This window comes from Actinomadura rayongensis (assembly GCF_009831215.1).
GTDB classification, from domain to species: Bacteria; Actinomycetota; Actinomycetes; order Streptosporangiales; family Streptosporangiaceae; genus Spirillospora; species Spirillospora rayongensis.
The window spans coordinates 165,797-190,331 of sequence record NZ_WUTW01000001.1 but is presented as its reverse complement, the minus strand read 5'-3'; the positions used below and the strand labels follow the sequence as shown (position 1 = coordinate 190,331).

General features: G+C 72.5%; 22 protein-coding genes and 1 pseudogene. 15 read left to right on the top strand and 8 right to left on the bottom strand.

The window, feature by feature from the left end; translation table 11 throughout:
* Positions 1-3: 3 nt before the first annotated feature.
* The 4 genes from GQ466_RS00845 to GQ466_RS00830 form a co-directional block, all read right to left on the bottom strand.
* On the bottom strand, positions 4-969 hold the full coding sequence (locus tag GQ466_RS00845) for a complex I subunit 1/NuoH family protein (protein ID WP_161100867.1): 966 nt from the start codon (positions 967-969) through the stop codon (positions 4-6).
* Positions 962-1,552 (bottom strand): NADH-quinone oxidoreductase subunit C, encoded by a 591-nt coding sequence (locus GQ466_RS00840; protein ID WP_337193264.1) that lies wholly within the window; start codon positions 1,550-1,552, stop codon positions 962-964. The genes GQ466_RS00845 and GQ466_RS00840 overlap by 8 nt, the downstream gene beginning before the upstream one ends.
* Positions 1,549-2,256 carry an NADH-quinone oxidoreductase subunit B gene (locus GQ466_RS33225; protein WP_337193263.1) on the bottom strand — a complete coding sequence of 236 codons (708 nt, stop codon included), beginning with the start codon at positions 2,254-2,256 and terminating at the stop codon, positions 1,549-1,551. The genes GQ466_RS00840 and GQ466_RS33225 overlap by 4 nt, the downstream gene beginning before the upstream one ends.
* An 84-nt stretch (positions 2,257-2,340) precedes the next feature.
* Positions 2,341-2,712 (bottom strand): NADH-quinone oxidoreductase subunit A, encoded by a 372-nt coding sequence (locus tag GQ466_RS00830; RefSeq protein WP_161100866.1) that lies wholly within the window; start codon positions 2,710-2,712, stop codon positions 2,341-2,343.
* A 157-nt stretch (positions 2,713-2,869) separates the two neighbouring features.
* On the opposite strand from GQ466_RS00830, the gene GQ466_RS00825 reads away from it, so the two are divergent.
* The 5 genes from GQ466_RS00825 to GQ466_RS00805 all read left to right on the top strand — a co-directional run bounded on the left by GQ466_RS00825 (position 2,870) and on the right by GQ466_RS00805 (position 9,940).
* Positions 2,870-4,138, top strand: a complete 1,269-nt coding sequence (locus GQ466_RS00825; RefSeq protein WP_161100865.1) for a hypothetical protein — start codon at positions 2,870-2,872, stop codon at positions 4,136-4,138.
* Between the two features lie 114 nt (positions 4,139-4,252).
* The gene (locus GQ466_RS00820; protein ID WP_161100864.1) at positions 4,253-5,692 is read left to right on the top strand and encodes a hypothetical protein; all 1,440 of its coding nucleotides are present in this window, start codon (positions 4,253-4,255) and stop codon (positions 5,690-5,692) included.
* 272 nt (positions 5,693-5,964) lie between these two features.
* Positions 5,965-7,806 (top strand): 2-oxoacid:acceptor oxidoreductase subunit alpha, encoded by a 1,842-nt coding sequence (locus tag GQ466_RS00815; RefSeq protein WP_161100863.1) that lies wholly within the window; start codon positions 5,965-5,967, stop codon positions 7,804-7,806.
* Entirely contained in the window at positions 7,799-8,854 is a 1,056-nt protein-coding gene (locus GQ466_RS00810; protein ID WP_337193262.1) for a 2-oxoacid:ferredoxin oxidoreductase subunit beta, read from the top strand. Before GQ466_RS00815 ends, GQ466_RS00810 begins: the two co-directional genes overlap by 8 nt.
* A gap of 369 nt (positions 8,855-9,223) precedes the next feature.
* Positions 9,224-9,940 carry a SecDF P1 head subdomain-containing protein gene (locus tag GQ466_RS00805; protein ID WP_337193261.1) on the top strand — a complete coding sequence of 239 codons (717 nt, stop codon included), beginning with the start codon at positions 9,224-9,226 and terminating at the stop codon, positions 9,938-9,940.
* Here the strand turns inward: GQ466_RS00805 and GQ466_RS00800 are convergent, their stop codons facing one another.
* Positions 9,941-10,741: a YceI family protein gene (locus GQ466_RS00800; RefSeq protein WP_161100861.1), complete on the bottom strand. Its 801-nt coding sequence runs from the start codon at positions 10,739-10,741 to the stop codon at positions 9,941-9,943. It abuts the gene before it with no gap.
* A 2-nt stretch (positions 10,742-10,743) separates the two neighbouring features.
* The gene (locus GQ466_RS32555; protein WP_337193260.1) at positions 10,744-13,080 is read right to left on the bottom strand and encodes an MFS transporter; all 2,337 of its coding nucleotides are present in this window, start codon (positions 13,078-13,080) and stop codon (positions 10,744-10,746) included.
* Positions 13,081-13,165: 85 nt separating this feature from the next.
* On the opposite strand from GQ466_RS32555, the gene GQ466_RS00790 reads away from it, so the two are divergent.
* From GQ466_RS00790 to GQ466_RS00780, 3 genes are all read left to right on the top strand, one after another.
* Positions 13,166-13,744 carry a TetR/AcrR family transcriptional regulator gene (locus GQ466_RS00790; RefSeq protein WP_337193259.1) on the top strand — a complete coding sequence of 193 codons (579 nt, stop codon included), beginning with the start codon at positions 13,166-13,168 and terminating at the stop codon, positions 13,742-13,744.
* Positions 13,745-13,900: 156 nt separating this feature from the next.
* Positions 13,901-16,402 carry an alpha/beta fold hydrolase gene (locus GQ466_RS00785; protein WP_161100859.1) on the top strand — a complete coding sequence of 834 codons (2,502 nt, stop codon included), beginning with the start codon at positions 13,901-13,903 and terminating at the stop codon, positions 16,400-16,402.
* Positions 16,403-16,448: 46 nt separating this feature from the next.
* On the top strand, positions 16,449-17,354 hold the full coding sequence (locus tag GQ466_RS00780) for an ABC transporter permease (RefSeq protein WP_161100858.1): 906 nt from the start codon (positions 16,449-16,451) through the stop codon (positions 17,352-17,354).
* A gap of 48 nt (positions 17,355-17,402) precedes the next feature.
* On the opposite strand, the gene GQ466_RS00775 is transcribed toward GQ466_RS00780, so the two are convergent.
* Entirely contained in the window at positions 17,403-18,023 is a 621-nt protein-coding gene (locus GQ466_RS00775) for a hypothetical protein (protein ID WP_161100857.1), read from the bottom strand.
* Between the two features lie 170 nt (positions 18,024-18,193).
* Between GQ466_RS00775 and GQ466_RS00770 the strand changes: the two genes are divergently transcribed.
* From GQ466_RS00770 to GQ466_RS00740, 7 genes and pseudogenes are all read left to right on the top strand, one after another.
* Positions 18,194-18,961, top strand: coding sequence for a GntR family transcriptional regulator (locus GQ466_RS00770; RefSeq protein ID WP_161100856.1), 768 nt, complete (start codon positions 18,194-18,196; stop codon positions 18,959-18,961).
* Between the two features lie 99 nt (positions 18,962-19,060).
* Positions 19,061-19,591, top strand: a complete 531-nt coding sequence (locus GQ466_RS00765; protein ID WP_161100855.1) for a GntR family transcriptional regulator — start codon at positions 19,061-19,063, stop codon at positions 19,589-19,591.
* A gap of 164 nt (positions 19,592-19,755) precedes the next feature.
* The gene (locus GQ466_RS00760) at positions 19,756-20,274 is read left to right on the top strand and encodes a UTRA domain-containing protein (RefSeq protein WP_161100854.1); all 519 of its coding nucleotides are present in this window, start codon (positions 19,756-19,758) and stop codon (positions 20,272-20,274) included.
* Between the two features lie 167 nt (positions 20,275-20,441).
* Positions 20,442-20,843, top strand: a complete 402-nt coding sequence (locus GQ466_RS00755; protein ID WP_161100853.1) for a helix-turn-helix domain-containing protein — start codon at positions 20,442-20,444, stop codon at positions 20,841-20,843.
* Between the two features lie 52 nt (positions 20,844-20,895).
* Positions 20,896-21,360 (top strand): annotated as a pseudogene (locus tag GQ466_RS00750) (PPOX class F420-dependent oxidoreductase).
* A 233-nt stretch (positions 21,361-21,593) separates the two neighbouring features.
* The gene (locus GQ466_RS00745) at positions 21,594-21,980 is read left to right on the top strand and encodes a DUF6153 family protein (protein WP_161100852.1); all 387 of its coding nucleotides are present in this window, start codon (positions 21,594-21,596) and stop codon (positions 21,978-21,980) included.
* 62 nt (positions 21,981-22,042) lie between these two features.
* Complete coding sequence (locus tag GQ466_RS00740; protein ID WP_161100851.1) at positions 22,043-22,633, top strand: DUF305 domain-containing protein; 591 nt, start codon at positions 22,043-22,045, stop codon at positions 22,631-22,633.
* A gap of 960 nt (positions 22,634-23,593) precedes the next feature.
* Here GQ466_RS00740 and GQ466_RS00735 read toward each other — a convergent pair.
* The gene (locus GQ466_RS00735) at positions 23,594-24,526 is read right to left on the bottom strand and encodes a hypothetical protein (RefSeq protein ID WP_161100850.1); all 933 of its coding nucleotides are present in this window, start codon (positions 24,524-24,526) and stop codon (positions 23,594-23,596) included.
* Positions 24,527-24,535 lie beyond the last annotated feature (9 nt).

Below are 24,535 nucleotides of genomic sequence, written 5' to 3'. Positions count from 1 at the left end.
CATTCAGCCCAGCGCGACGCGCAGCACGCCGGTCAGCGCGAGCTGCGCGAGCGCCAGCGGGACGAGCCAGGCCCACGCGAGCTTCTGGAGCTGGTCCTCGCGCATCCGGGGGTAGCTGACGCGCAGCCAGATCACGACGAACGCCAGCGCGAACACCTTGACCAGCAGCCACAACCAGCCGAGTTCGGCGTCCAGGAACGGGCCGCGCCAGCCGCCGAGGAACAGCACGGCCGTCAGCGCCGACAGCACCACGATCCCGGCGTACTCGGCGAGCAGGAAGAACGCGAACCGCAGCCCGCCGTACTCGGTGTACGGGCCGAGGATGATCTCCGAGTCCGCCAGCGGCATGTCGAACGGCGGACGCCGCAGCTCCGCCAGGCCCGCGACGAAGAACACCACGAGCCCGATCGCCTGCCACGGCAGCCAGTACCAGTGCCACGCCTCGACGATCCCCGACAGCGACAGCGTCCCGGCCGCCATCGCCGCCGACGACGCCGCGAACACCATCGGCAGCTCGTACGACATGAGCTGCGCCGCGATCCGCATCCCGCCGAGCAGCGAGTACTTGTTCGCGCTCGACCAGCCCGCCATGATCGCGCCGATCACGCCGATCCCCATCACCGCGAGCGCGAAGAACAGACCGAGCCCGAGGTCCAGGACGACCTGGCCGTCCGGCCCGACCGGGATCACCAGCAGCACCAGCAGGTACGGGACGATCGCGACCGCCGGGGCGAGCTTGAAGACCGTCCGGTCGGCGGCGGCCGGGACGACGTCCTCCTTCTGCGCGAACTTCACGCCGTCGGCGACGAGCTGCGCCCAGCCGTGGAACCCGCCCGCGTACATCGGGCCGAGGCGGCCCTGCATGTGCGCCATCACCTTGTGCTCGGCCTGCCCGACCAGCAGCGGCAGCACGCCGAACGCGGCGGCGACGGCCGCGAGCTTGAGCACGATCTCCAGCAGGTCAGGCATGGGGACCCCAGTCGTCGGGCACGCCCGGCGGGCGCACGCGGCGGCGGCTCGGCGCGCCGTGGCCGGACTCGCCGGGCTCCTTGGCGCCCGGCCACGCCTTGGCGACGCGGGACGCGAGCACGAAGTCCTTGCGCAGCGGGTTCCCCTCGAACCCGTCCGGCAGCAGCAGCGGGACGAGGTGGGGATGGCCCTCGAACTCGATCCCGAACATCTCGAACGTCTCGCGCTCGTGCCATGCCGCGCCCCGGTACACGCCGGTCGCGGTGGGCAGCGCCGGGTAGGCGCGCGGGACGCGGGTGCGGACGAGCAGGTGGTGGCGCTCCTGCAGCGAGTACACGTGCGCGACGACGGCGAAGCCCTCTTCCATCTCGTCCACGCCGGTCAGCCAGTCGAAGAAGCCGCAGGACAGCTCGTCGCGGGCGAACGTCAGCGCGTCGATCCAGCGGTCGGCGGGCACCCCGACCGACAGGCCGCCGTGGGTCGCCTCGGTGGTGACGTCGTCGGCGAAGCGGTCGGTCCAGACGACGGCCAGCGGGTGCGGCGGCTCCGGCGGCTCGGCGGGCTCCTCCGGCTCGTCGGTCACGGGTTCCCCCGCTCGTCGTCGGCGAGGCCGGGGATGATCGTCGGGTCGTGGGCCTCGTCGGTCTCGTCGGCGACGACGGCGAGCGGCGTGGTCACGTCGTCCGGCCCGGCCGGCTCGGGCGGCGGCGCGACGAGCGGACGGCGCAGCACCGTCGCCTCCAGCGCGCGCGGCGCGGGCGCGGGCGCGACCGGCTCGCCGTCCCCGGTGTAGCGCTCGCCGAGCGACTCGGCCGCGATCTTCTCCTGGAGCTTGACGATCCCGTGCAGCAGCGCCTCGGGACGCGGCGGGCAGCCCGGCACGTACACGTCCACCGGGATGATCTGGTCCACGCCCTTGGTGACGCAGTAGGAGTCCCAGTACGGGCCGCCGCAGTTGGAGCACGCGCCGAACGAGATCACGTACTTCGGCTCGGGCATCTGCTCGTACAGCCGCTTGATCGCGGGCGCCATCTTGTCGCTGACCGTCCCCGAGACGACCATGAGGTCGGCCTGCCGGGGACCGGGCGCGAACGGGATCACGCCGAGCCGGATGAAGTCGTGCCGGCTCATGGACGTCGCGATGAACTCGATCGCGCAGCACGCCAGCCCGAAATTGAACACCCAGAGCGAGTAGCGGCGGCCCCAGTTGAGGACGAACCGCATGGGCTTCGGGGCGATCCGCGACAACGGCCCGATGCCGGGGGGCGGCAGGTCGACGGCGCTCACGACGGCGCGCTCCTACGGACGGTAGCGTTCACGCGCGCCATTGTTGCAGCACCCGGGGACCGGGCCCACGGGCCGGGCCGCCGGTCACACCCAGGACAGGACGCCCTTGCGGCCCGCGTAGAGCAGCCCGGCGGCGAGGAAGCCCAGGAAGACGAACATCTCGCCGAGCGTCGTCCCCCCGAATCCGGGCGCCGAGAACACCGTCGCCCAGGGGAACAGGAACACCGCGTCCACGGCGAAGACCACGTAGAGGTAGGCGAACACGTAGTAACGGACATAGGACTGCGCCCAGTGGTCGCCGACCGGGTCGACGCCGCACTCGTAGGTCGTCAGCTTCTCGGCCGTCGGCAGCGCCGGGCGGAGCAGCCGGTTCGCGGCCAGCCCGCCGCCGACGAGCGCGCCGCCGATCACGGCCAGCGCCGCGAAGATGGCGTAGCCGTCGAAATAGTCGCCCACCTGTGACCTCCCGGAGTGCCTGCGTGCAGAAGTATCTCGAACATCACGAGGTTGTCGCGAAGCGGGACACCCCTGAACCCGGCGAACACAGGACGCGTCTTTTGATGCAGACTAGACATGCATTTTGGGGTCAGATGACCTGGAAGGACGTGACCGGATGAGCAACCCGCCGCCTCCCCCCGGCTGGGAACCGCCGGGCGGCTCCTCATGGCCGCCGCCCCCGCCACCGGCCGGGGGCCCGCAGAATCCCGGCGCGCCCGGCGGACCGCCGCCCGGCCAGGGATTCGGCGGCGGCCCGCCGCCCGGTCCCGGCTTCGGCGGCCCCGGCACCCCGCCGCCGTTCTACGGTCCCGGCGGCCCCCCGCCGCCCGGCCCGCCGGCCAAGCGCGGCATGGGCGGCGGCGCGATCGCCGCCATCGTCGTCGGCGCGCTCGTGGTGATCGTCGCGCTCGCGGTGGTCGTCGTGGTGATCGTGGCGGCCGGCGGCAAGTCGCCGAAGGAGCAGCTCACCGCCGCCGCCGACAAGGTCGCCGCCGCGCGCGCCCTCACCTACAAGGGCAGCATCACCAGCGGCTCCGACACGCTCCAGGGCGAGCTGACCGTCACCAAGGGCGGCCGGGCGACCGGCCCGATCACCTGGGACGGCTCGCAGGTCACCCTGCTGGCGGCCGACGACAAGACCTTCGTCAAGGCCGACTCGTCCTACTGGAAGGACAAGATCACCAGCACCAGCGACCCGTCCTGGTTCCTCAGCGGGCAGCAGTGGGGCAGGCTCGGCTCGTCCGACCTCACGCTGAACTTCAAGACGTCGCTGACCCCGACCGTCATCGCCGACAAGCTGCGCGAGGCCGCGCGGCTGAACCGCAAGCCGGTGAAGACGACGAACGGGGGCCGCAAGGCGCTGAAGTTCACGACCGGGTCGGCGACGCTGTACCTGACCGACAGCGACGACCCCGAGCTGATCCGCTACGAGAGCCTGTTCCCGCGCGTCCAGGCCGACGTCCAGGTCGCCGACAACTCGGTGATCAGCGACCTGCGGCAGGAGATGAGCCAGCTCGGCGACTCCTTCGACGTGTCGTCGCGGCCGTCGATCGCGCAGTGGAAGAAGGGGAACTGCAACAGCACCTCCGGGTGCCTGGTCGAGGCGCAGGTCCGTCCCCCGGCGGGGCTGGACGGCCCGACCGAGATCCAGCTGCGGTTCAACATCACCGCCTTCACCCTCACCGGCAGGGACCTCGGCAACTGCACCGCCAAGGTCACCGTCAGCGGCGACTCGCCGGTGTGGACGCGCTGCGAGGTCGTCAGCTCCGCCTGGACGGACTGGGCGAAGAAGGGCGGCACCTTCTACAAGCACGTCGAGTACAAGGTCGCCGGCGTGTCCAGCTCCGACATCCAGACCATGCAAACGAACCTGGACCAGGAGTAACGCGCGACACGAGTGCCGGACGGCCCGGGGCACCCCGGATCGTCCGGCATTCTTGTGCCCGCACAGTGTCCGTCCCGAGGAAGGAGCGCGATCCATGACGGCAGGGCGCGCCGGATGACGACCGTCCCTCCTCCGCCGTCCGACGGCTCCTGGACCCTCCCGCCCGACGATCTCCCGAACGAGCGTTCGCCCTACGCGCGCCCCGCGCCGACGCAGAACCGACCGTTCCACGGCCAGCCGCCGCACGAGCAGCCGACCCAAAGTCAGCCGCCGGACGAGTGGTCCGGGCACAGCCGGGCGCCCTACGGTCAGCCGCCGGACGCGTGGGCCAGGCACGGTCAGGCGCCCCACGGGCAGCCGCCGGACGCGTGGGCCGGACACGGCCAGGCGCCCTACGGGCAGCCGCCGCACGAGCAGGCGGGGTTCGGGGGGCCGCCGGTCGAGCTGCCGCCGCTGCCGTACCGGCCGGGCGGACGGCCCCGGAAGGCGCGCCGGCGGCTGGTGCTCGGCGTGGTCGTCCTCGCCGTCGCGGCGGGCGGCGCCGGGGCGGGAGCGCTGCTGGTCTCGTCCGACGGGAAGCCCGCGCGGCGCGCGGCGCCGCCCGCGCGCGTCCCGGCCGCCTGGCTGCCCGCGGCGCGGCAGGCGGCGGCGCTGGACGCCGTCCGGTTCGACGCGACGCTCACGCGCGGCGGCGAGCCCGTCCGGATCCGGCTCGGCGTGACGCGGCGGGGCTCGGCGACCGGCACGATCACGGCCGCCGGGACGACCGCCGACCTCGTCTCCGTCGCGGGCGCGACGTACCTCAAGGCCGGGGAGAGCTTCTGGCGCGCGCAGCCGGGCGCCGCGCGTCCCGACGACTACGCGGGCCGCTGGACGAAGGCGCCCGCGTCCGTCTTCGGGGTGGACGTCCGGAACGTCCTCGCGCCGCGCGCCCTCGCCGCCGCCCTCGCCGGGAACCCGCGCGTCACGTCAGCGACCGCGCCGGGCGGCGTCCCCGCGTATCAGGTGCGGACGCGCCGCGCCGACTACCTGATCGCCCGCACCGCCCCGTTCGGGCTGCTCGCCGTCCGGGCGGCCGGGCACGGCGACCCGCTGTTCGCCGCGACGCCGCGCGACGACGCCCCGGCCGTCCGCCAAGAGGTCCGCACGCGCGTGGCGGCGCTCGGCGGCGCGGTCGACCCGGCGCTGCGCTTCGCGACCGGCACGCTTTCCTTCCTCGACTGCGACCAGAATGTCAACGGCTGCACGGTGAGCGTCCCGGCCCAGCTGAGCGCCCCCGGGACCGTCCCGCCGGACGCGCGTGCCCTGCTGCGCGCCACCGTCACCGCCGACGGCGCCGCGCTCGGCTCCTGCGCGGCGTCGGCGCCCGTCCCCCGCGACCGGTCGCTGGTGCTGCGCTGCACCGTCACGAGCCCCGGCTGGCGGACCTGGATGCGGCGCGCGATGGACACGCCCGGCCGTCACCCGTACGCGGCGAACGCCCGCGTGCTCGGCCTCGCCGTCGCCCCCGGCGACGTCGCGCGCCTGCTCACGGCGGTCGACGCCGAGCGCTAGCCCGCTGAGCGAACGGGGGCCGGTGACGGGTCGTCAGTGGCGGCTTATCTATAGTTCGGTGCGTGATTTTCCCGCTCGCGGGGACTGTCGCGGGTTGGACGAGGCCGGGCGGGAACCGCCCGACCGCCGGGTGACGCTTCGTCCCTCCGGCCCTCCCGTTCCCCGCTGAGACCACCGGTCCCCCGACATACCATGAAGGCAAGCCTAAGCAGCGTCCGTTCCCCGGGTGCCTCCCCTGGGACGGACGCCGCGCGTCGAGGAGGTCTTCCTCTGTGACCAAGCAGGTCGAGCAGCTCGACCGCGTCATCATCCGCTTCGCCGGCGACTCCGGCGACGGCATGCAACTGACCGGCGATCGCTTCACCCAGGAGACGGCCGCGTTCGGCAACGACTTGTCGACGCTGCCGAACTTCCCGGCCGAGATCCGCGCCCCCGCCGGGACCCTGCCCGGCGTGTCCAGTTTCCAGCTCCACTTCGCCGACCACGACATCCTCACGCCGGGCGACGCCCCGGACGTCCTGGTCGCCATGAACCCTGCCGCCCTCAAGGCCAACCTCGGGGACCTCCCCCGCGGGGCGGACCTCATCGTCAACACCGACGAGTTCACCAGGCGCAACCTCGCCAAGGTCGGCTACGCGGCCGACCCGGTGGAGGACGGCACGCTGGAGGAGTACCGCGTCCACGCGCTGCCGCTGACCTCGATGACGGTGACCGCCCTCACCGGCTACGAGATCTCCAAGAAGGACGCCGAGCGCGCGAAGAACATGTTCGCGCTCGGCCTTCTGTCGTGGCTGTACCACCGTCCCACCGAGGGGACGCTCGCCTTTCTCGAACGGAAGTTCGCGAAGAAGCCCGAGATCATGAAGGCGAACGTGGCGGCGTTCCAGGCGGGCTGGAACTACGGCGAGACGACCGAGGCGTTCTCCGTCCAGTACCAGGTCAAGCCCGCCGAGCACGCGCCCGGCCTGTACCGGAACATCACCGGGAACGTGGCGCTGGCGTACGGGATCGTCGCGGCGGGGCAGCGCAGCGGGCTGCCGGTGTACCTCGGGTCGTACCCGATCACGCCGGCGTCCGACATCCTGCACGAGCTGTCCAAGCACAAGCGGTTCGGCGTCAGAACGTTCCAGGCCGAGGACGAGATCGCGGCCGTCGGCGCGGCGCTCGGCGCCTCGTTCGGCGGGTCGCTCGGCGTGACGACGACGTCCGGTCCGGGCATCGCGCTGAAGTCCGAGACGATCGGGCTGGCGGTGGCGACCGAGCTGCCGCTGCTGGTCATCGACGTGCAGCGGTCCGGGCCGTCCACCGGGATGCCCACCAAGACCGAGCAGGCGGACCTGCTCCAGGCGATGCACGGCCGCAACGGCGAGGCGCCCGTCCCGGTGATCGCGCCGCGGTCCCCGTCGGACTGCTTCGACGCGGCGCTGGAGGCGGCCCGGATCGCGGTGAAGTACCGCACACCGGTCATCCTGTTGTCGGACGGCTATCTCGCCAACGGCTCCGAGCCGTGGAAGCTGCCCGAGGTGGACACGCTCCCGGTGATCGAGCCCGGTTTCGCCGCGCCCGGCCAGGAGGACTTCCAGCCGTTCGCGCGCGACCCGGAGACGCTGGCGCGGCCGTGGGCCGTCCCCGGCACGCCCGGTCTTGAGCACCGCATCGGCGGCCTGGAGAAGGCGGACGGTTCGGGCAACATCTCCTACGACCCGGCCAACCACGACCGCATGACGCGGCTGCGGCAGGCCAAGGTCGACGGGATCGCCGCCGACATCGAACCGCTCGCGGTGGACGACCCGTCCGGCGCGGCGCGGGTGCTCGTCCTCGGCTGGGGCGGGACGTTCGGTGCCATCTCCGCCGCCGTCCGGGAGGTCCGCGCGGCGGGCGGGCTCGTCGCGCAGGCGCATCTGCGGCATCTCAACCCGTTCCCGGCCAACCTCGAACCGGTCCTGCGGTCCTACGACCGGGTCGTGGTGCCCGAGATCAACCTGGGCCAGCTCGCGCTGCTGCTGCGCGGGCGGTTCCTCATCGACGTCATCAGCTACAACCAGGTGCGCGGCCTGCCCTTCAAGTCCGAGGAGCTGGCCGGTGTGCTGCGGGATGTGATCGACCGTGACTGAGCTTCTGAACGGGAACGGCGCGCTGTCGCTCGTGCCCAAGGCCGACGGCAAGCAGAGCCTTCGCGATTTCAAGACCGACCAGGAAGTCCGCTGGTGCCCGGGGTGCGGGGATTACGCGATCCTCGCGGCCGTCCAGTCGTTCCTGCCCGAGCTGGGGCTGCGCCGGGAGAACATCACGTTCGTGTCCGGCATCGGGTGCTCGTCGCGGTTCCCGTATTACATGAACACCTATGGGTTCCACTCGATCCACGGGCGGGCGCCGGCGATCGCGACGGGGCTGGCGACGTCCCGTCCCGACCTGTCGGTGTGGGTCGTCACCGGGGACGGCGACGCGCTGTCCATCGGTGGCAACCACCTCATCCACGCGCTGCGCCGCAACGTCAACCTGAAGATCCTGCTGTTCAACAACCGGATCTACGGGCTGACCAAGGGCCAGTACTCGCCCACGTCCGAGACCGGCAAGATCACCAAGTCGACGCCGATGGGCTCGCTGGACGCGCCGTTCAACCCGCTGTCGCTGGCGATCGGCGCGGAGGGCACGTTCGTCGCCCGGACGATCGACTCCGACCGCAAGCACCTCCAGTCGGTGCTGCGGGCGGCGGCGCAGCACCGGGGCACCGCGCTGGTGGAGATCTACCAGAACTGCAACATCTTCAACGACGGCGCGTTCGACCCGCTGAAGGACCCGGCCGTCCGCGACGACATCACGGTGCGGCTGGAGCACGGACAGCCGATCGTGTTCGGGGCGGAGGGGCAGAAGGCGCTGCGCCGGACGCCGTCCGGGTCGTTCGAGGTCGTGGCCACCGCCGACGTGGATCCGGCGGAGATCGCCGTCCACGACGCGCACCACCCCGACCCGTCGCAGGCGTTCGCCCTGTCGCGGCTGGACTCGCCGGCGTTCGAGCACACGCCGATCGGGATCTTCCGCGACGTGGACCGTCCGTCCTACGACGAGCTGCTCCGCGAGCAGGTGGACGAGGCCGTGGAGCGGCAGGGCCCGGGCGACCTGGCCGAGTTGCTGCGCAGCGGCGACACCTGGCGCATCTAGCACGGACGCGAGGGCTCCATCCCGCACCGGGATGGAGCCTTTCGCGCCTCGGACGCGCACCTGGGAGAATTGCAGACGGCCGTCCAGGTGTGGTTGTGTCCCCAGAACAAACGGACAGGCGTGACGTAGCACACCCGCGAGCGACAGCCGGGGAACGCGTTCTCACGCGGGGCGGGTTCTGCGAGCCCGCGGGAGAACGCGAGCGCGCAGGCTGCACCGCAGCGAGCTCTGCGAGCGAGGATGCCGCGTGCGCGCCCGGCGGGGGTTCCAGGGGGCTCGCTACCCCTGGGCGACGCTGTTCCAGGGGGGTCGCTCCCCCTGGGTTATACGGAGGTGATGATGCGGGTCGGTTCGCGGCGGAGCAGGCGGGTGGGCACGCCGAAGGCGGCTCCCGCGCCGGAACGGTCCCTTCCCGCGGACCCGTCGCCCCCGGCGGACGACCCGTCCCCGGCCGACGAGGCGGCGCGGCGCCGGGAGCGGTCGGTGCAGCGCCAGCGCGCGGCGGCCGACCTCAAGCGCGCCCGCGCGGGCGCGCGCCCGCCGCGGACGAGCCGGGAGAGCGCGCAGCGGGCGGCGCGCGAGCACCGGTCGGCGCTGCTCGTGATGGTCGTGACGCTGGTCCTGCTCATCGCGGCGGTCGCGGTGACGGGCGGGATCCTCGTGGCGCGGATGCAGACCAAGCCGATCGTGCTGGCGTCCCCGCTGCTGATCTATCCGGTGACGCAGACGACGGCGGGCCAGTGCCCGGCCGGGACGCAGGGCATGACGGGCCAGTCGGCGGCGGGCCTGACGTGCTACCGGCTCGCGCAGGGCATCACGATCCGGCGGGTGTCGGACCTGCACGTCCAGAAGGGCCGGACGGGTCAGGCGTACGACGTCGCGCTGACGCTGCGCTCGGCGGACCGGACGGCGTTCGGGCGGCTGACGCGCGGGATGGTCGGCCGTGATCTGGCGTTCGTCGTCAACGGGCAGCTGGTGACGGCGCCGCGCGTGGACATGCCGATCACCGGCGGCAAGGTCGTCATCACGGGCCCGGTGGACCGCGCGGCGGCGGCGCTGCTGGCGCGGCAGCTGAAGGGCAGTTGATCAGCTGTCCCGGACGGCCTGGATCTCCAGCTCGACCTTGAGGCTTTCGCCGACGGCCGCGATGCCCGCCTCCAGGATCTGGTTGTAGCGGATGCCGTAGTCGGCGCGGCGCAGCGTGGTCGTGGCGCGGAACGCGGCCCGGACGCCGCCCCACGGGTCGGGTCCGGCGCCGAGGTAGGCGAGGTCCAGGTCGGCCGGGCGGGTGACGCCGTTGAGCGTGAGCCGTCCGCGGACGGTCCAGCGGTCGGTTCCGGCGGGGGTCAGGCCGTCGCCCGTGTAGTCGATGTACGGGTGCTCGGCGACGTTGAGGAAGTCGGCGGAGCGCAGGTGGTCGTCGCGGAGCTTGGTGCCGGTGTCGATGCTCGCCGCCTCGATGCGGGCGCGGACGGTGGAGTGCTCGACGGGGTCGGTGATCTCGACGCGTCCGGCGAACGTCCCGAACCGTCCGCGGACGCTGGACAGGCCGAGATGGCGGGCGACGGCGGCGACGGTCGAGTGGTCGGGGTCGATCGTCCAGGCGCCGGGGGCGGGGAGGTCGGCGCCCGCGCGGGCGAGCGTGATCGTCCCGAGGTCGGCGCCGGACGCGGTGACGATCACGGTGCGGGCGGCGGGCGCGTGGCCGGGGGCGGTGACGATCGCGGTGTAGGTCCCGCCGGGCGGGGCGGGGACGGCCGCGTCGCCGTCGGCGGTGGCGCGGACGCGGGCGGCCTGGCGTCCGGCGCGGTCGGTGAGGGTCAGGACGGCGTGCGGCACGGGCCAGCCGTCGCGGGTGCGGACGGCCGCGCGGAGTTCGGCGTCCATGCTCAATCCTCCGGGTGGGCGAGGCGGACGTCGTGCGCGTCGACTCCGGCGCCGTCCAGGGTCAGCGCGGTCGCGACCGGCGGGTAGCCCGCGGCGATCACGGTGTACTGGCCGCCGGTGAGGTCGGTGAACGCGTACGCGCCGTCGGGGCCGGTGCGGGCGCGGGCGACGACGTTCCCGGCGCCGTCCAGCAGGGTCACGCCGGCGTCGGCGAGCGGCGCGCCGGACGGGCCGCGCACGGTGCCGCGCAGGTGCGCGCCGTCGGGCAGGTCGACGTCGCGGCGGGTCCGGCCGTCGCCGCGCACCTCGACGGGGAGCGCGACGGGCCGGTGCCCGTCGGCGCTGACGGCGAGGGTGTAGGCGCCGGCGGCGAGGTCCGCGCAGGCGTAGCCGCCGTCCGGGCCGGTGCGGGCGGTGCCGACGACCTCGCCGCGCGCGTCGGTGATGACGACGGTCGCGTCCGGGACGGGGGTTCCGTCACGGCCCCGGACGGTTCCGGCGAGGCCGCCGCCGCCCGCGAGCAGGAGGTCGAACACGACCGGGCGGTCGCCGACGGCCAGGGTCGCGGCCTGCGGTTCGTGCCCGGGCGTCGCGGCGATCAGCACGTAGGTGCCGGGGGCGGGGGTGGGCAGGGAGTAGGCGCCGTCCGGTCCGGTGACGGCGCGGCCGAGCTGGCGTCCACCGATGTCGATGAGGGTGAGCGCGACGTCCGGGATGGGCGTTCCGTCCGCGCTCTGGACCGTCCCGGCGATGGGCGCGCCGTCCGGCGGCACGGCGGGCTGCGGCGTGGGGGCCTGCTTCGCGGCGCCGCGCAGCGGCAGTTCCTTCAGCCCGACGACGGCGAGGAACCCGACGAGCACGATCGGTACGCCGACGAGGAACACCGTCTCCAGCGCGTCGGTGAACGAGTGGACGACGAGCCCGTGGAACGGTTCGGGCAGGTGGCGGATCGCGGCGGGCGAGCCCAGGCTGGTGCCGCCGGACGGCGGGGCGATGTGCAGGGAGCGCAGGCCGTCGGCCAGCTCGTCGCGGAGCCGGTTGTTGAGGATCGCGCCGAACGCCGCGACGCCCATCGAGCCGCCGAGGTTGCGGAAGAAGGAGACGCCGGACGTCGTGGCGGCCAGATCCTTGAGCCCGGCGGCGTTCTGCGCGGCGAGGATGAGGATCTGGAGCGTCAGGCCGAGGCCCGCGCCGAGCAGCGCCACGTCCGCGCCGATGACGACCTTGCTGGTACCGACGTGCAGCCGCGACAGCAGGAACATCGCCCCGGCGACGAACACGAGCCCGACGACGGGGAACGCCTTCCACCGGCCGAGGCGCGTCACGATCTGCCCGGAGAAGGTGGACGTGACGAACATCCCGAGCACCATCGGCAGCGTCATCAGCCCGGACTTGGTCGGGCTCATGCCCTTGACGATCTGGAAGTACTGCGGCAGGTAGATCATCGCGCCGAACATCGCGGACCCGACGGCCAGGGACGCGATCGAGGCCAGCACGAACGTCCGGTTGCGGAACAGGCGCGGCGGCAGGATCGGGTCGCGGGCGACGCGCTCGGCGACCACCGCGAGGACCGCGAGGACGGCCGCGCCGCCGAGCAGCCCGTACGTCCAGGCCGACCGCCAGGCGAACTGGTCGCCGCCGAGGGACAGGACGAGCACGAGCAGCGCCGCGCCGCCGGTGATGGTGAACGCGCCGAGGACGTCCACGCGGGTGTCGCGGCGGACCTTCGGCAGCTTCAGCACGCGCTGGATGACGAGGAACGCGACGACCGCGAGCGGCACGCAGACGTAGAAGCACCAGCGCCAGCCGAGGCCGTCGGCGTCCACGATGAACCCGCCGAGCAGCGGCCCTGCGACGGTCGAGACGCCGAACACCGCGCCCATGTACCCGGCGTACCGGCCGCGCTGGCGGGGCGGGACGACGTCGCCGAGGATGACCTGCGCGAGGGCGGTCAGGCCGCCGACGCCGAGGCCCTGGACGGCGCGGGCGCCGATCAGCTCGCCGATGTTCTGCGCGAGCCCGGCGCAGACGGACGCGACGACGAAGATCACCAGGGCCGTCTGGAACGTCAGCTTGCGTCCGAAGATGTCGGAGAGCTTGCCCCACAGCGGCGTGGACGCCGTCATGGTCAGCAGCGACGCGCTGGCCACCAGGGCGAGCTGGTCCTGCCCGCCGAGGTCGCCGACGATCGTCGGCAGGGCCGTGCCGACGACGGACGTCGAGATCATCGCGGTCAGCATCGCCATCATCAGCCCGGAGAGGATCTCCAGGACGCGGCGGTGCGAGTACTCCGGCGCGGCGTCCGGTGCCGTCGGCCGCTCGGTGTCCAGCTGCGTCACGCGTTGTCCCCCGCTCAGTTATCTGCGTTCTGCACATATGTTATGTAGTCGGTTGTTTACTTGCAAGCGGGGAGATAATCGTCACGTGACACGCACCGTCGACCAGGCGAATCCGCCGCGTCCGCGCCGGGACCGGGAGGCCACGCGCCGCCGGATCCTCGACGCCGCGCGCGACCTTTTCGGGACGCAGGGCTATGACACGGTGACCCTGCGGATGATCGGCGCGGCGGCGGACGCCAACCCCGCGCTCGTCAACCGGTACTTCGGCACCAAGGCGCAGCTGTTCGCCGAGGTCATCGCGGACGAGTCGACGCTCCCCCAGGCCATCGCGGGCGACCCCGCCGGGCTGCCGCGCCGGCTGGCCGAGCACGTCGTCCGGCAGACGCGCAGCCGTCCGCAGTCGCGCTTCCCGCGCATCGTGGACCGCTCGATCGGCGACCCGGAGGTCCAGCGCGTTCTGAGCGGGTACCTGACCGAGCGGGTGATCGAACCGCTCGCCGCGCAGCTCTCCGGGCCGGACGCGCGGGCGCGGGCGACGCTGGCGGCCGTCCTCATCATGGGCGGGGCGCCGGCGCGGCGGCTCATCGGCCTCGACGCGCTCCAGGACGACCCGGCGGATCTGACCCGGCGGCTCACCGCGATGTTCACCGCCGCGCTTTTCTGACGGCCTGGGACGAACCGGGCGCCGGGTCCTCCTTTCGTCGCTTCCGAGGTCAGCCGTGCGTCGTACATCGGCGCCCGGCCTACCGTTCCGGTCGCAAGCGAAGTCCCGACCGGAGGCCGATGGGGGCGGAGCTGCGGCGCGCCTAGTCTGCTGTCCATGAGCTTCGGGGCGCGCGTCGTGCGGACGCGATGGCGGCAGGCCGGGCGGGCGACGCGATGGGGCGCGCTCGCCGCCGTCGCCGTGCTGCTCGCGGCGTCCGGGCTGGCGTTCGGCGCGGCGGGCGGGGACCCGCCGGTCCGGCGGCTCGCGCAGCGCATCGCGGTCGTGGACGGGCCGCGCGACGACCAGCGCGTCACGCTCGACGCGACCTTCTACACGCCCGCGCGGCGCGGCCGGTTCCCCGCCGTGCTGCTCGGCCACGGGTTCGGCGGCACCAAGGACGACGTGCGCGGCGAGGCCGAACGGCTCGCCCGCGCCGGGTACGCGGTGCTGACCTGGTCGGCGCGCGGGTTCGGCGCGTCCACCGGCGAGATCGCGCTGAACTCGCCGGACTACGAGGTCAAGGACGCGCGGCGGCTCATCGACTGGCTCGCCGCCCGGCCCGAGGTGCGGCTCGACCGTCCCGGCGACCCGCGCGTCGGGATGACCGGCGAGTCCTACGGCGGGGCGATCGCGCTGCTCACCGCCGCGTTCGACCCGCGCGTGGACGCCCTCGCGCCGCGCATCACCTGGAACGACCTCGCGGGCGCGCTGTTCCCGGACTTCGCGGCGGGCGGGGACGCGTCCGCCGGAGTCTTCAAGAAGATGTGGGCCGGGCTGTTCTTCACCAGCGGCGCCGGGGGCGGCGCGTGCGGGCGGTTCCTGCCGTCGCTGTGCGCGCAGTACCAGAAGGCGGCCGAGTCGGGGCGGGCCGATCCGGAGGTGGTCGCGACGCTGCGCCGGTCGAGCCCGGCGGCCTATCCGGGGCGGATCCGGGTGCCGACGCTGCTCGTCCAGGGCCAGACCGACTCGCTGTTCCCGCTCGACCAGGCCGACGCCAACGCCCGCCAGATCGCCGCGACCGGCGCTCCCGTGTCGGTGCTCTGGTACCTCGGCGGGCACGACGGCGGCGACCCGGAGACCTCCTGGGTCGAAGGCGGCGTCCGGGACTTCTTCGACCACTGGCTGCGCGGCGGCTCCGGTCATACGGACGGGTTCACGGTCACGCGGACGGGCGGGATCGACTCGTCCACCGCGCGGACCGTCGTGGAGGCCGCGTCCGCGTCCCGCTACCCGGGCCTGCGCGCCGCGCCGCGCACGCTGCCGCTGGCCGGGCGCGTCCAGACGATCCGGAACCCGGCGGGCGGCTCCCCCGCGTCGATCTCCGCGCTGCCCGGCCTCGGGGCGCTCGGCGCGCTGGACGGCCTCGGCGGCGGCGCGCTGTCGGGCCGCCTCCCGGTGGACATGCCGGGGCAGACCGCGACGTTCGACACCGCCCCGCTGCCGTCGCCGGTGCGGATCACCGGGTCCGCGACCGTCCGGCTGCGGGTGACCGGGCCGCGCGACGCCCCGCTGTTCGCCAAGCTCTACGACGTCGCGCCGTCCGGGGCGGCGTCCCCGGCCTGGCGGATCGCGGCGCCCTTCCGGGTGCCGGGCGGCGACGGGGCCCGCGAGGCGACCGTGACGCTGCCCGCGATGGACCACCCGTTCGAGCGGGGGCACCGGCTGCGCGTGGTGATCGCGACGACCGACATGGGCTTCGCGACGCCGTCCGCGCCCGCCGCGTACGAGGTGGCGGCGGTGTCGCCGCTGACCGTCCCGACCGTGCCCGCGCTGCGCGCCCCGGCGCCCGGCGTCCCTGCGTGGGTGTGGGTGCTGCCCGGCGCGGCGGCCGTCCTCGCCGCCGGGGTGCTGCTGACGGGCCGGGTGCGGCGCCGCGCGTCGTTCGACCCGGCGCTGGCGGACGTCCCGCTGGAGATCACCGGGCTCACCAAGGCGTACAAGAACGGGCACCTGGCCGTCGCGGACCTGTCCTTCCGCGTCGAGAAGGGCCAGGTCCTCGGGCTGCTCGGCCCGAACGGCGCGGGGAAGACGACGAGCCTGCGGATGCTGATGGGCCTGATCCGTCCCGACGCGGGCGAGATCCGGATCTTCGGCCACCGCGTGGCGCCGGGCGCGCCGGTGCTGTCGCGGCTGGGCTCGTTCGTGGAGGGGCCGGGCTTCCTGCCGCACCTGACCGGCCGCGACAACCTGGACCTGTACTGGCGCGCGACGGGCCGTCCGGCCTCCGACGCGCACCTGGACGAGGCGCTAGAAATCGCCGGCCTCGGCCCCGCGCTGGACCGGGCCGTCCGCACCTACTCGCAGGGGATGCGGCAGCGGCTGGCCATCGCGCAGGCGATGCTGGGCCTGCCGGACCTGCTCGTCCTGGACGAGCCGACCAACGGCCTGGACCCGCCGCAGATCCGCGAGATGCGCGAGGTGCTCCAGCGCTACGCGGCGGCGGGCCGCACGGTGATCGTGTCGAGCCACCTGCTGGCCGAGGTCGAGCAGACGTGCACGCACGCGGTCGTCATGACGGCGGGCCGCCGGGTCGCGGCGGGCCCGGTCGCCGAGCTGACCGGCACGGGCCGCCGCCTGGAGGATGCCTTCCTGGAGATCATCGGGGAGGCCCGATGAGCACGGCAGCCCATGGTTCCGTCCTAACCGACCGCCAGGAGGCGAAATGACCGACGTCGCGGTCCCGAACGCGGCCGAGGACACGCCGCGCCCCGGCTCGCCCGGCCGGGACGGCAGCGCCCCGGGCTACGACCCGCGCCGAACGCTGCCGCTGCGGGTGGAGGCCGTCCGGCAGTTCCGGCGGCGGCGCACGCTGGTGACGTTCGGGATCCTGCTCGTCCTGCCGTGGATCCTCGTGCTGGCGTTCAAGCTGGGCGGCGACCCGGGCCCCGACAACAATGCCCCCGGCCTGGTGGACGTAGCGACAACAAGCGCCCTGAACTTCGCCCTCTTCGCCCTGTTCGTCTCCTCAGGCTTCCTGCTGGTAGTAGCGGTGGCCCTGTTCTGCGGCGACACCGTGGCAAGCGAGGCGGGCTGGTCATCCCTGCGCTACCTCCTCGCGGCCCCAGTCCCCCGAGTCCGCCTCCTCCGCCAGAAGTTCGCCATAGCCCTGAGCTACGCGACAGCCGCCGTCATCACCCTCCCCGCAATGTCCCTGCTGGCCGGCACGGTCGCCTTCGGCTGGGGCCCGGTCACCCTCCTGACCGGCCGCACCCTGGCCACCGCCCCGGCCCTGAACCGGATGGCCCTGATCGTCGCCTACGCCCTGATCAGCCAACTGGTAGTAGCGGCCCTGGCCTTCCTGCTCTCAGTGACAACAGACTCACCCCTGGGGGCAGTAGGCGGCGCGGTAGGGCTGGTGATCGTCAGCAACATCCTCGACGCGGTCACCGCCCTGGGCTCCTGGCGCGACTTCCTCCCCACCCACTGGATGTACGCGTGGATGGACGTCCTGCAACCCGACATCGTCTGGACGGGCATGGCGAAGGGCGCGTCCCTCTCCCTGACCTACGCCCTGATCTTCCTGGCCCTCGCCGTCCGCCGCTTCCGCACCCGCGACATCACCTCCTGACCGACGAGCCGACCTGCGGCGGCCGAAGACCGCACCCGCCGAGACGCGTCACTCGTCGCGAGCGACGGTGTACTCGTACAAGGTCGTGATGAGCTGACCGGCCACCATCCAGCGGATCTCCGGGTCGCCGTACCGCACGGTGGTGCGCTCGACGGCCCGCGGCCCCCACGGCGTCCTCCGGTACAACATCCCGCCGACCCCGGCCAGCGAGAACCGCCGCGCCCGGACCAGCACATGCCCGCGCCGAAAGTGCGGACACAACCGCACCGGCCCCGCCACGCACTCCGGACACAACGGAGGCTGCACCGTGTGGATGGGCGCGGGCCACGGCCCGAACGCGTACTCGTCCGCCGACAACAACCACACGGCGTCCCTGCGGCACGGCGCACCGCACACCTGGCACAGCACCTCGCGCATCGCACGGCGCTGCCGCACGGGATGGACGGCCTTGAACAGCGGAGTCCCCTGCCCCGGACTAGTGATGTTCCGACCCCACAACACGCCGTCCACATCACGGTCGGCACGCGTCTCGTCCGCGTACCCGATCCCCCGCCCCCGGACGACCACCTGACGCGGCAGCGCCTCCTCCGACGACCACGCCGTGATCCACGGCACCAGCCCCCACCGCCCGGCGGCCACGCCTTGGCCGGACGGCTCTCGAACAGTCATGGCATGCGTCTCCCTGCGTCAGCCCGGCCCTGGCGGAATCACGCGCAACCCGGAGATCGGCACGCAAAGTCACCACGCGCGGACAGTCTGTTGGTCTGTTGACAGAGTTATGGAAGCACGATGACCTCAACTCTGTAAACAGACCAACAGCGCCACATAGGATCAGATGCATGAGCGACGTGACGGACAGCCGCTCGCGACAGGTCCGCATTGCGGACGACCTTCGCGCGCAGATCAGTTCCGGGGAGCTCCGGCCCGGTGATCGACTTCCCGGCCTGCCGGAACTCGCCGACCACTACGACGTCAGCCTCGTCACCGTGCGACTCGCCCTGGGCAGGCTGCGCCAGGAGGGTCTCGTGACGAGCCGCCAAGGCAAAGGGAACTTCGTGAGAGAGCGACCAACGACGCGCCGTTACGGGATCGAGCGCTACAGCCGCTCGGTCTGGGCGGGGCAGGAGCCCAAGGCACTGCTGGACGCGGAAGGCGGCAAGCAAGACAAGACTGTCCAGCAGGACACCGAGACCGCCACCGTCCCCGCTCCCGACTTCGTCGCGGACCGGCTGCCGGGCGTCGCCGCCGGTGACCAAGTCCACGTCCGCCGCCGGATCACACGACTCGACGGAACGATCAACCAGGCCGTGGACAGCTACTTCACGCTGGAGACCGGCGAGAAGTCGTCCGCTCTCGTCGCGGGCGAGGGCAAGGGCGGCCACATCGCGCGCATCAACGCCGTCTCCCCGGTCTTGGACGTCCAGGAAGAGATCCAGGCGCGGATGCCGACCGGCCCGGAAGCAGCCCGTCTTGAGATCCCCGATGGCACGCCCGTGGTCGAAGTCTTCCGCACCTACCACACGGCGGAGGGACCCCTCGATGTCACGCACTTCGTCATCAGGGCGGACATGGTGACCTTCGACTACCGCTTCCCGATCCCCGACTGACCGCCACACCCGGGGCACGGCCACCACACGGCCGTGCCCGCCCGAAGCGGAAGCCGTGACGACGTTCGCCAGGCGCGCACGGCGGGGTATCCCGAACCTATGAACCCCCGGACCATCCGCCCCGCCGCCACGGTCACCACCGCCGAGCCCGGCGAGCCGTGGAGGTGGATCACTTATGCGGCCGAACAGGGCCACCAGGGCAGCAGTCGGCTGCTGCACGTCGGGCCGGTCCAGGCGCCGCCCGACGTTGCGAAGGCGTTCGACCTCCCGGACGGCGGCGAGGCCCTGCTGCGCAGCCAGGTCCTCCTGCTCGACGGCGAACCGGCCGAACTCGCCGACTGCTATTACCCGCTCGATCTCGCCGAGGGCACACCGATGATGGAGCGCCGCAAGATCCGTGGCGGCACGGCCGGCCTGCTGGCCGAGATGGGCTATCCGCCACGGAAGACCATCGACCTCGTGTCAGCGCGCGTTCCGACGCAACGCGAGTACAAGGCACTGGAACTCCCCAGCGACCTTCCCGTCCTCCGGACGTTCCGCGTCGTGCTGAGCGATGACGACCGACCGATCGAGGCCACCGTCATGGCGAACGCGGGCCACCTCTATCAACTCCAATACGAGATCCCGTAACGCTCGCCGGGTGAGCGCTGGTTTCGGACCTTTCGGTGAGAGATCCGTCGCCGCCCGGCAGCAGGAATCGACGTGCCTCGTGTGGTCCGATCGGCAGTGTTCTCACAGCGCATGGAAGGGGCATGTTCATGATGAGTCCACGGCCTCGCATCACCCGGCGGGCAATGCAGCGCTACAGGCAGGAGACCCGCGAGCGTCAGGGCGGCGGCGGCCCGTTCGACGTCGAGATCCGCGAGTTCGGTATGACACCACGCGTCGAATCGACCATCTACCGAACCGAGGCTCCGCCGGAAGTCGCCGCCCTTCTCGGCGCCGGTGACGTCGTCGTCCGTGCGCGGCGAATGTTCGCGGACGACGTTCCGCTTCAGATCGCGTCCAGCTACATCCCTGCGGATATCGCAGAAGGCACGGTCTTGGAGCAGCAGAACACCGGCGCCGGGGGCCTGATCAGCCGGATGGCCGAACTCGGGTACACGCAGGTGCGGATGGCCGAGCACATCACCGTGCGCCCGCCGACGACTGACGAGGCCGACTTCTTCACGATGTCGTCCGACGAGCGCGTCTTCGTCATCCGGCACGTCGGCTACACAGCCGAGGGCCGTGCGGTGGAAGCCGCCTTACAGACGCTGCCGACCCACCACTGGGAACTCGACTACGAATGGGACGTCGAGCCCGGCACCTGAAGGCCGCGCAGCCCCAGAGCCGGATGGACAGCCGAGGGCACGACGGGCCAGCCGATCGTGCAGTTGCCCGTGAAGGCCGGGTCGGCATGGGTGGGCGTGACGGGGCCACCCGGCCGTTGCCGGGATTTCCTAGGGTGGAGGGCGGTCGAGCACGGGAGGTAGGGCGCATGGCGGAGCACCGGATCATTCCGCGGCTGGGCGAGTTTCTGCGGGCCCGGCGGGCGCTGGTGCGGTCCGAGCAGCACGGGATGCCCGCCGGGACGCGGCGCACGCCGGGGCTGCGGCGGGAGGAGGTCGCGATGCTGGCGGGTGTCAGCACCGACTACTACGTCCGGCTGGAGCAGGGACGGGAGAAGCGTCCGTCCGCGCAGGTCGTCGAGGCGCTGGCGCGTGCGCTGCTGCTGGAGGACGAGGCCGCCGCGTACCTGCGCGGTCTCGCGCAGCCCGGCCCGGCCCGGCGGACGCGGCGGGCCGCGCGCCGCGAGTACGCCGCGCCGGGGCTCGTCGCGCTGCTGGACGCCTGGTCCGCCACGCCCGCGCGAACACCGACCCCGACGATCCGCGCCTGACCTAACTGGTCGGTGAACTGTCTCAGTCCGAAACGAGCTAGGAGACCCGCTCATGCCGAAGACGGCCACCGCCGACAAGGTGGAACTGTCGGAACTGCTGGACTTCGTCCGTCCGCGCCACCGGGGGCTGCTCGCCACCGTCCGCTCCGACGGACGCCCGCAGCTCTCCCCGGTGACCTGCGGCCTGACCGCGACAGGCCAGATCGTCGTGTCCACCTACCCCGAGCGCGCCAAGATCGTGAACGCCCGACGCGAGCCGAACGTGTCGATCTGCGTGCTGTCCGACGACTGGAACGGCCCGTACGTCCAGGTGGACGGCCGCGCCGAGGTGATCGACATGCCCGAGGCCCTGGACGGCCTGGTCGAGTACTACCGCGCGATTTCCGGCGAGCACCCCGACTAGGACGACTACCGAGCCGCCATGCGCCGCCAGAACAAGTCTCTGCTCCGCATCCACATCGACCGCTGGGGCCCGGTCGCCACCGGCGGTTTCCCCGCCCACCTGACGAACAACTGACACTGGCCCACACGGCGGACGGCCTCACAGCCCACCGGACGAGCGACTGACACCCGCACACAACCGACGACCTCTCCGCCCGCCTGACGGGCGGCCGACGCTCGGCGGGCGGCCGGTGCCCGCCGCGCGGTCGGTGCCCGGCGCGCGGTCGGTGCCCGGCGCGCGGTCGGTTATCCACAGGGCGCGCTACGGCGTGACCCGGCCTGCCGGGCGCCGGTAGCGTGGCGCCCGTCATGAGCATTTCCGCGAGCAGCCGCCGAGGGTCGCGCCTTTTGCGCGTCCTCGGGGTCGTGCTGCTCCTGGCCGGGCTCATGGCGATGCACGGCTTCCAGGTGACCGTCAACACGATGGACGCGTCGGGGCCGATGACCGTCCACGCGACCCACGCGCAGCACGAGAAGCCGTCCCCGGCGCAGGAGCACCGGCACGACCATCCCGCCGGGGAAGTCTGCCTTTGGCTGCTCGTGGCGCTGTTCGCGTTCGTCCTCGCCGCCCTCGGCCGGTGCGCGCTGGAGCGCGTCGGCCGATCGCCGGCGCGCGGCCCCAAGCCCCGGGCGGACGTGCGCGGGCGGGCGCCGCCCACCCGCACGATCTTCCAGTTGGCCGTCCTGCGGCTGTAGGAGGACGCGGTTCGCCACCGCGCCCCCGATCAGCCCTGCACGGACAACGGAAGGTTCCACTCATGAAGCGCGTTCTGACGACTGCCCTCGTCCCGCTGCTCGCGGCGGCCACCCTGACGGCCTGCGGCGACGGCGACAAGCCGTCCGCCCACCCGTCCGGCCACATGCAGGGGCACATGTCCCCGGCGACGACGGCGGCCCACAACGCCCAGGACGTCATGTTCGCCCAGATGATGATCCCCCACCATCGGCAGGCGGTGGAGATGGCCGGGCTGGCCGCGCGCCGCGCGTCGTCGCCGAAGGTCAAGGACCTGGCGTCCCGCATCGCCGCGGCCCAGGACCCGGAGATCGCCAAGATGTCGGGCTGGCTGACGGCCTGGAAGGAGCCCACGTCCATGCCGTCCATGAACCACGGCTCGATGGACGGCATGATGAGCGACCGGGACATGAAGGCCCTCGGCGAACTCACCGGCAAGGAGTTCGACCGGAAGTTCCTCACGATGATGATCGAGCACCACCGGGGCGCGGTCGTCATGGCCCAGACGGAACAGCGTTCCGGCTCCAACCCGGCCGCCCGAGCCCTGGCCGCCTCGATCGTCACCACGCAGACCGCCGAGATCGCGACGATGCGCGACTTGCTCAAGGCAAGGTAAAGCCCTCCCTGAGGGCGTCCCGCCCGGGGCGCCCTCAGGGAACGTGACCAACATCACATTTATCCGGTGACGGGCGGGACAATCTGAGCCGAATGCCAGGTTTTAGGGGACCCAAGCAACACCCAAGGTGACTCCATCAACACCCAAAGCAACAGTCTTGCCGGCAAAATCGGTCGAACGCAATGAGGGCGTCGCATAGGCTCGGCGAACCGTACGAAAAGTCGCGCTCATCGAAGGGAAGGGAACGCGACATCGTCTCGATCGGCGGATTAACTTCCGGCACGACGGGGGAGATGATCACCATGGCACGGCAGCAGCTCATCAAGCGCCCGAAACCGCCACGTCAACCGAGCCCGATCGACCTACGGACCCCCTCGGGGCGGATCCTGCCGTACTGATCCAGTCTTCCGCCTCCACGGGCACCCGCACGCGACCCGGGGCCTCTCCACGCCCACGCCGGAGAGGCCCCGACACGTCTCTGCCGCGCGATCTGACCACCCAGCCGAGATCGCTTGCTTTCAAGACCCGCAGCCTCCTCGCACAGATGCAAATTGCATCGTCCGCGCTCAGGCACAGACTCAAGCGGCCCAAGGCGCGAACGCCAGAACCACATTCTTCGGGGCGCTCAGCCCAGCCCGCACGATCGCCCGGCACGATCGCCCGGCGTCGCGCCTCGGCACGCCCGCTCGGCACGCCCGCTCGGCACGCCCGCTCGGCACGGCGGCAGCGCCGCCGCCCAACGCGTCTCAGCTCGGCCGTCGGGCTGCTCGGTCCGCGGCAGTCGCCAGCTGCCGTTTCCTGGCGTGCCGGCGCAGCCCTGCGCGACTCGTTCAATGTTGTCGTCCGGTTGGCTGCGTCGATAGAGGCGCGGCGGACCGCAGGGCTTGGCCGTTCGGGTCGCCTGTCCGGCAGGCCGTGGACGTGCGGGGGCGGCTGGTTGGCCGTGCGGCCTGGGATTGGTCAGGGTCGGTCGCGGGGCGGGGTGATCTCGGTCGTCCAGTCGAGGCCCAGGGCGGTGCCCGCTGCGAGCAGGGCTTCGGGGGTGCGGCCGGCGGCGCGCAGGGTGATGTCCGCGGCGCCCTCGTCGTGGGCGAGGATCACGTCCGGGCCGCCGTAGAGCGTCGTGTGGGCGCCCAGTTCACGCCACGGGCCCGCGAAGCCCATCGCGGGGAACGTCGTTCGGAGGCGGGTTGCGGCCTCGGGGGGTAGTTCCGCTACCTCGACCGAGGGGCGCAGGGCGAACGGTAGGCGCATTGCGGCCAGCTGGACGTAGAACTCCGTGACCGAGTCCGCTTGTAGCCACCACTCGTCGGATCCGTCGCTGACCAGGAGACGTGGGTCGGCCAGCGCCGCGTCCGACGCCGCGTAGCCCCACTCGTTGCAGTACTGGTACTCGGCCATGAGCACGCAGACGCGCAGGTCGCCGTCCGGGTCGGTTAGATCGGTGTCGTCCGGCAGGCCCGCCGAAACGCCGTAGCCGGACGGGTCCGGACGCACTGTCGGCGGCCATACCGGGTGCGTCCAGTACAACCGGGCCTCGTGGGTGAAGGAGTTGAAAGGCAGGTCCCACCACTCGTCCACGGCCTTGGGGATCGGGAGCGTCACGTCGACGCCTTCCATGTCCTCTTCGTCGTCGGCGTCCAGGACGTCGCCGTGCAGCTTGCGGACGTAGAGCCGGTGCTCGTCGGTGTCCTCGCGGCGCCACGCCGGCGGTCCGGACGGCGCCGTGAACCCCCACTCCTCCTGGAACGCGCGGAGCAGGTCCCAGCGCGGAGCGGTGTCGGCGAGGTGGGCGGCGAACACTTCGGGAGGCATGAAGGGCCGCTCGTCCCAGCGGGGCATGACGGCGCGGAGCCGTCCGGCGAACGCCCCATAGTCGACGATCTCGGTCATGCGGGGAGC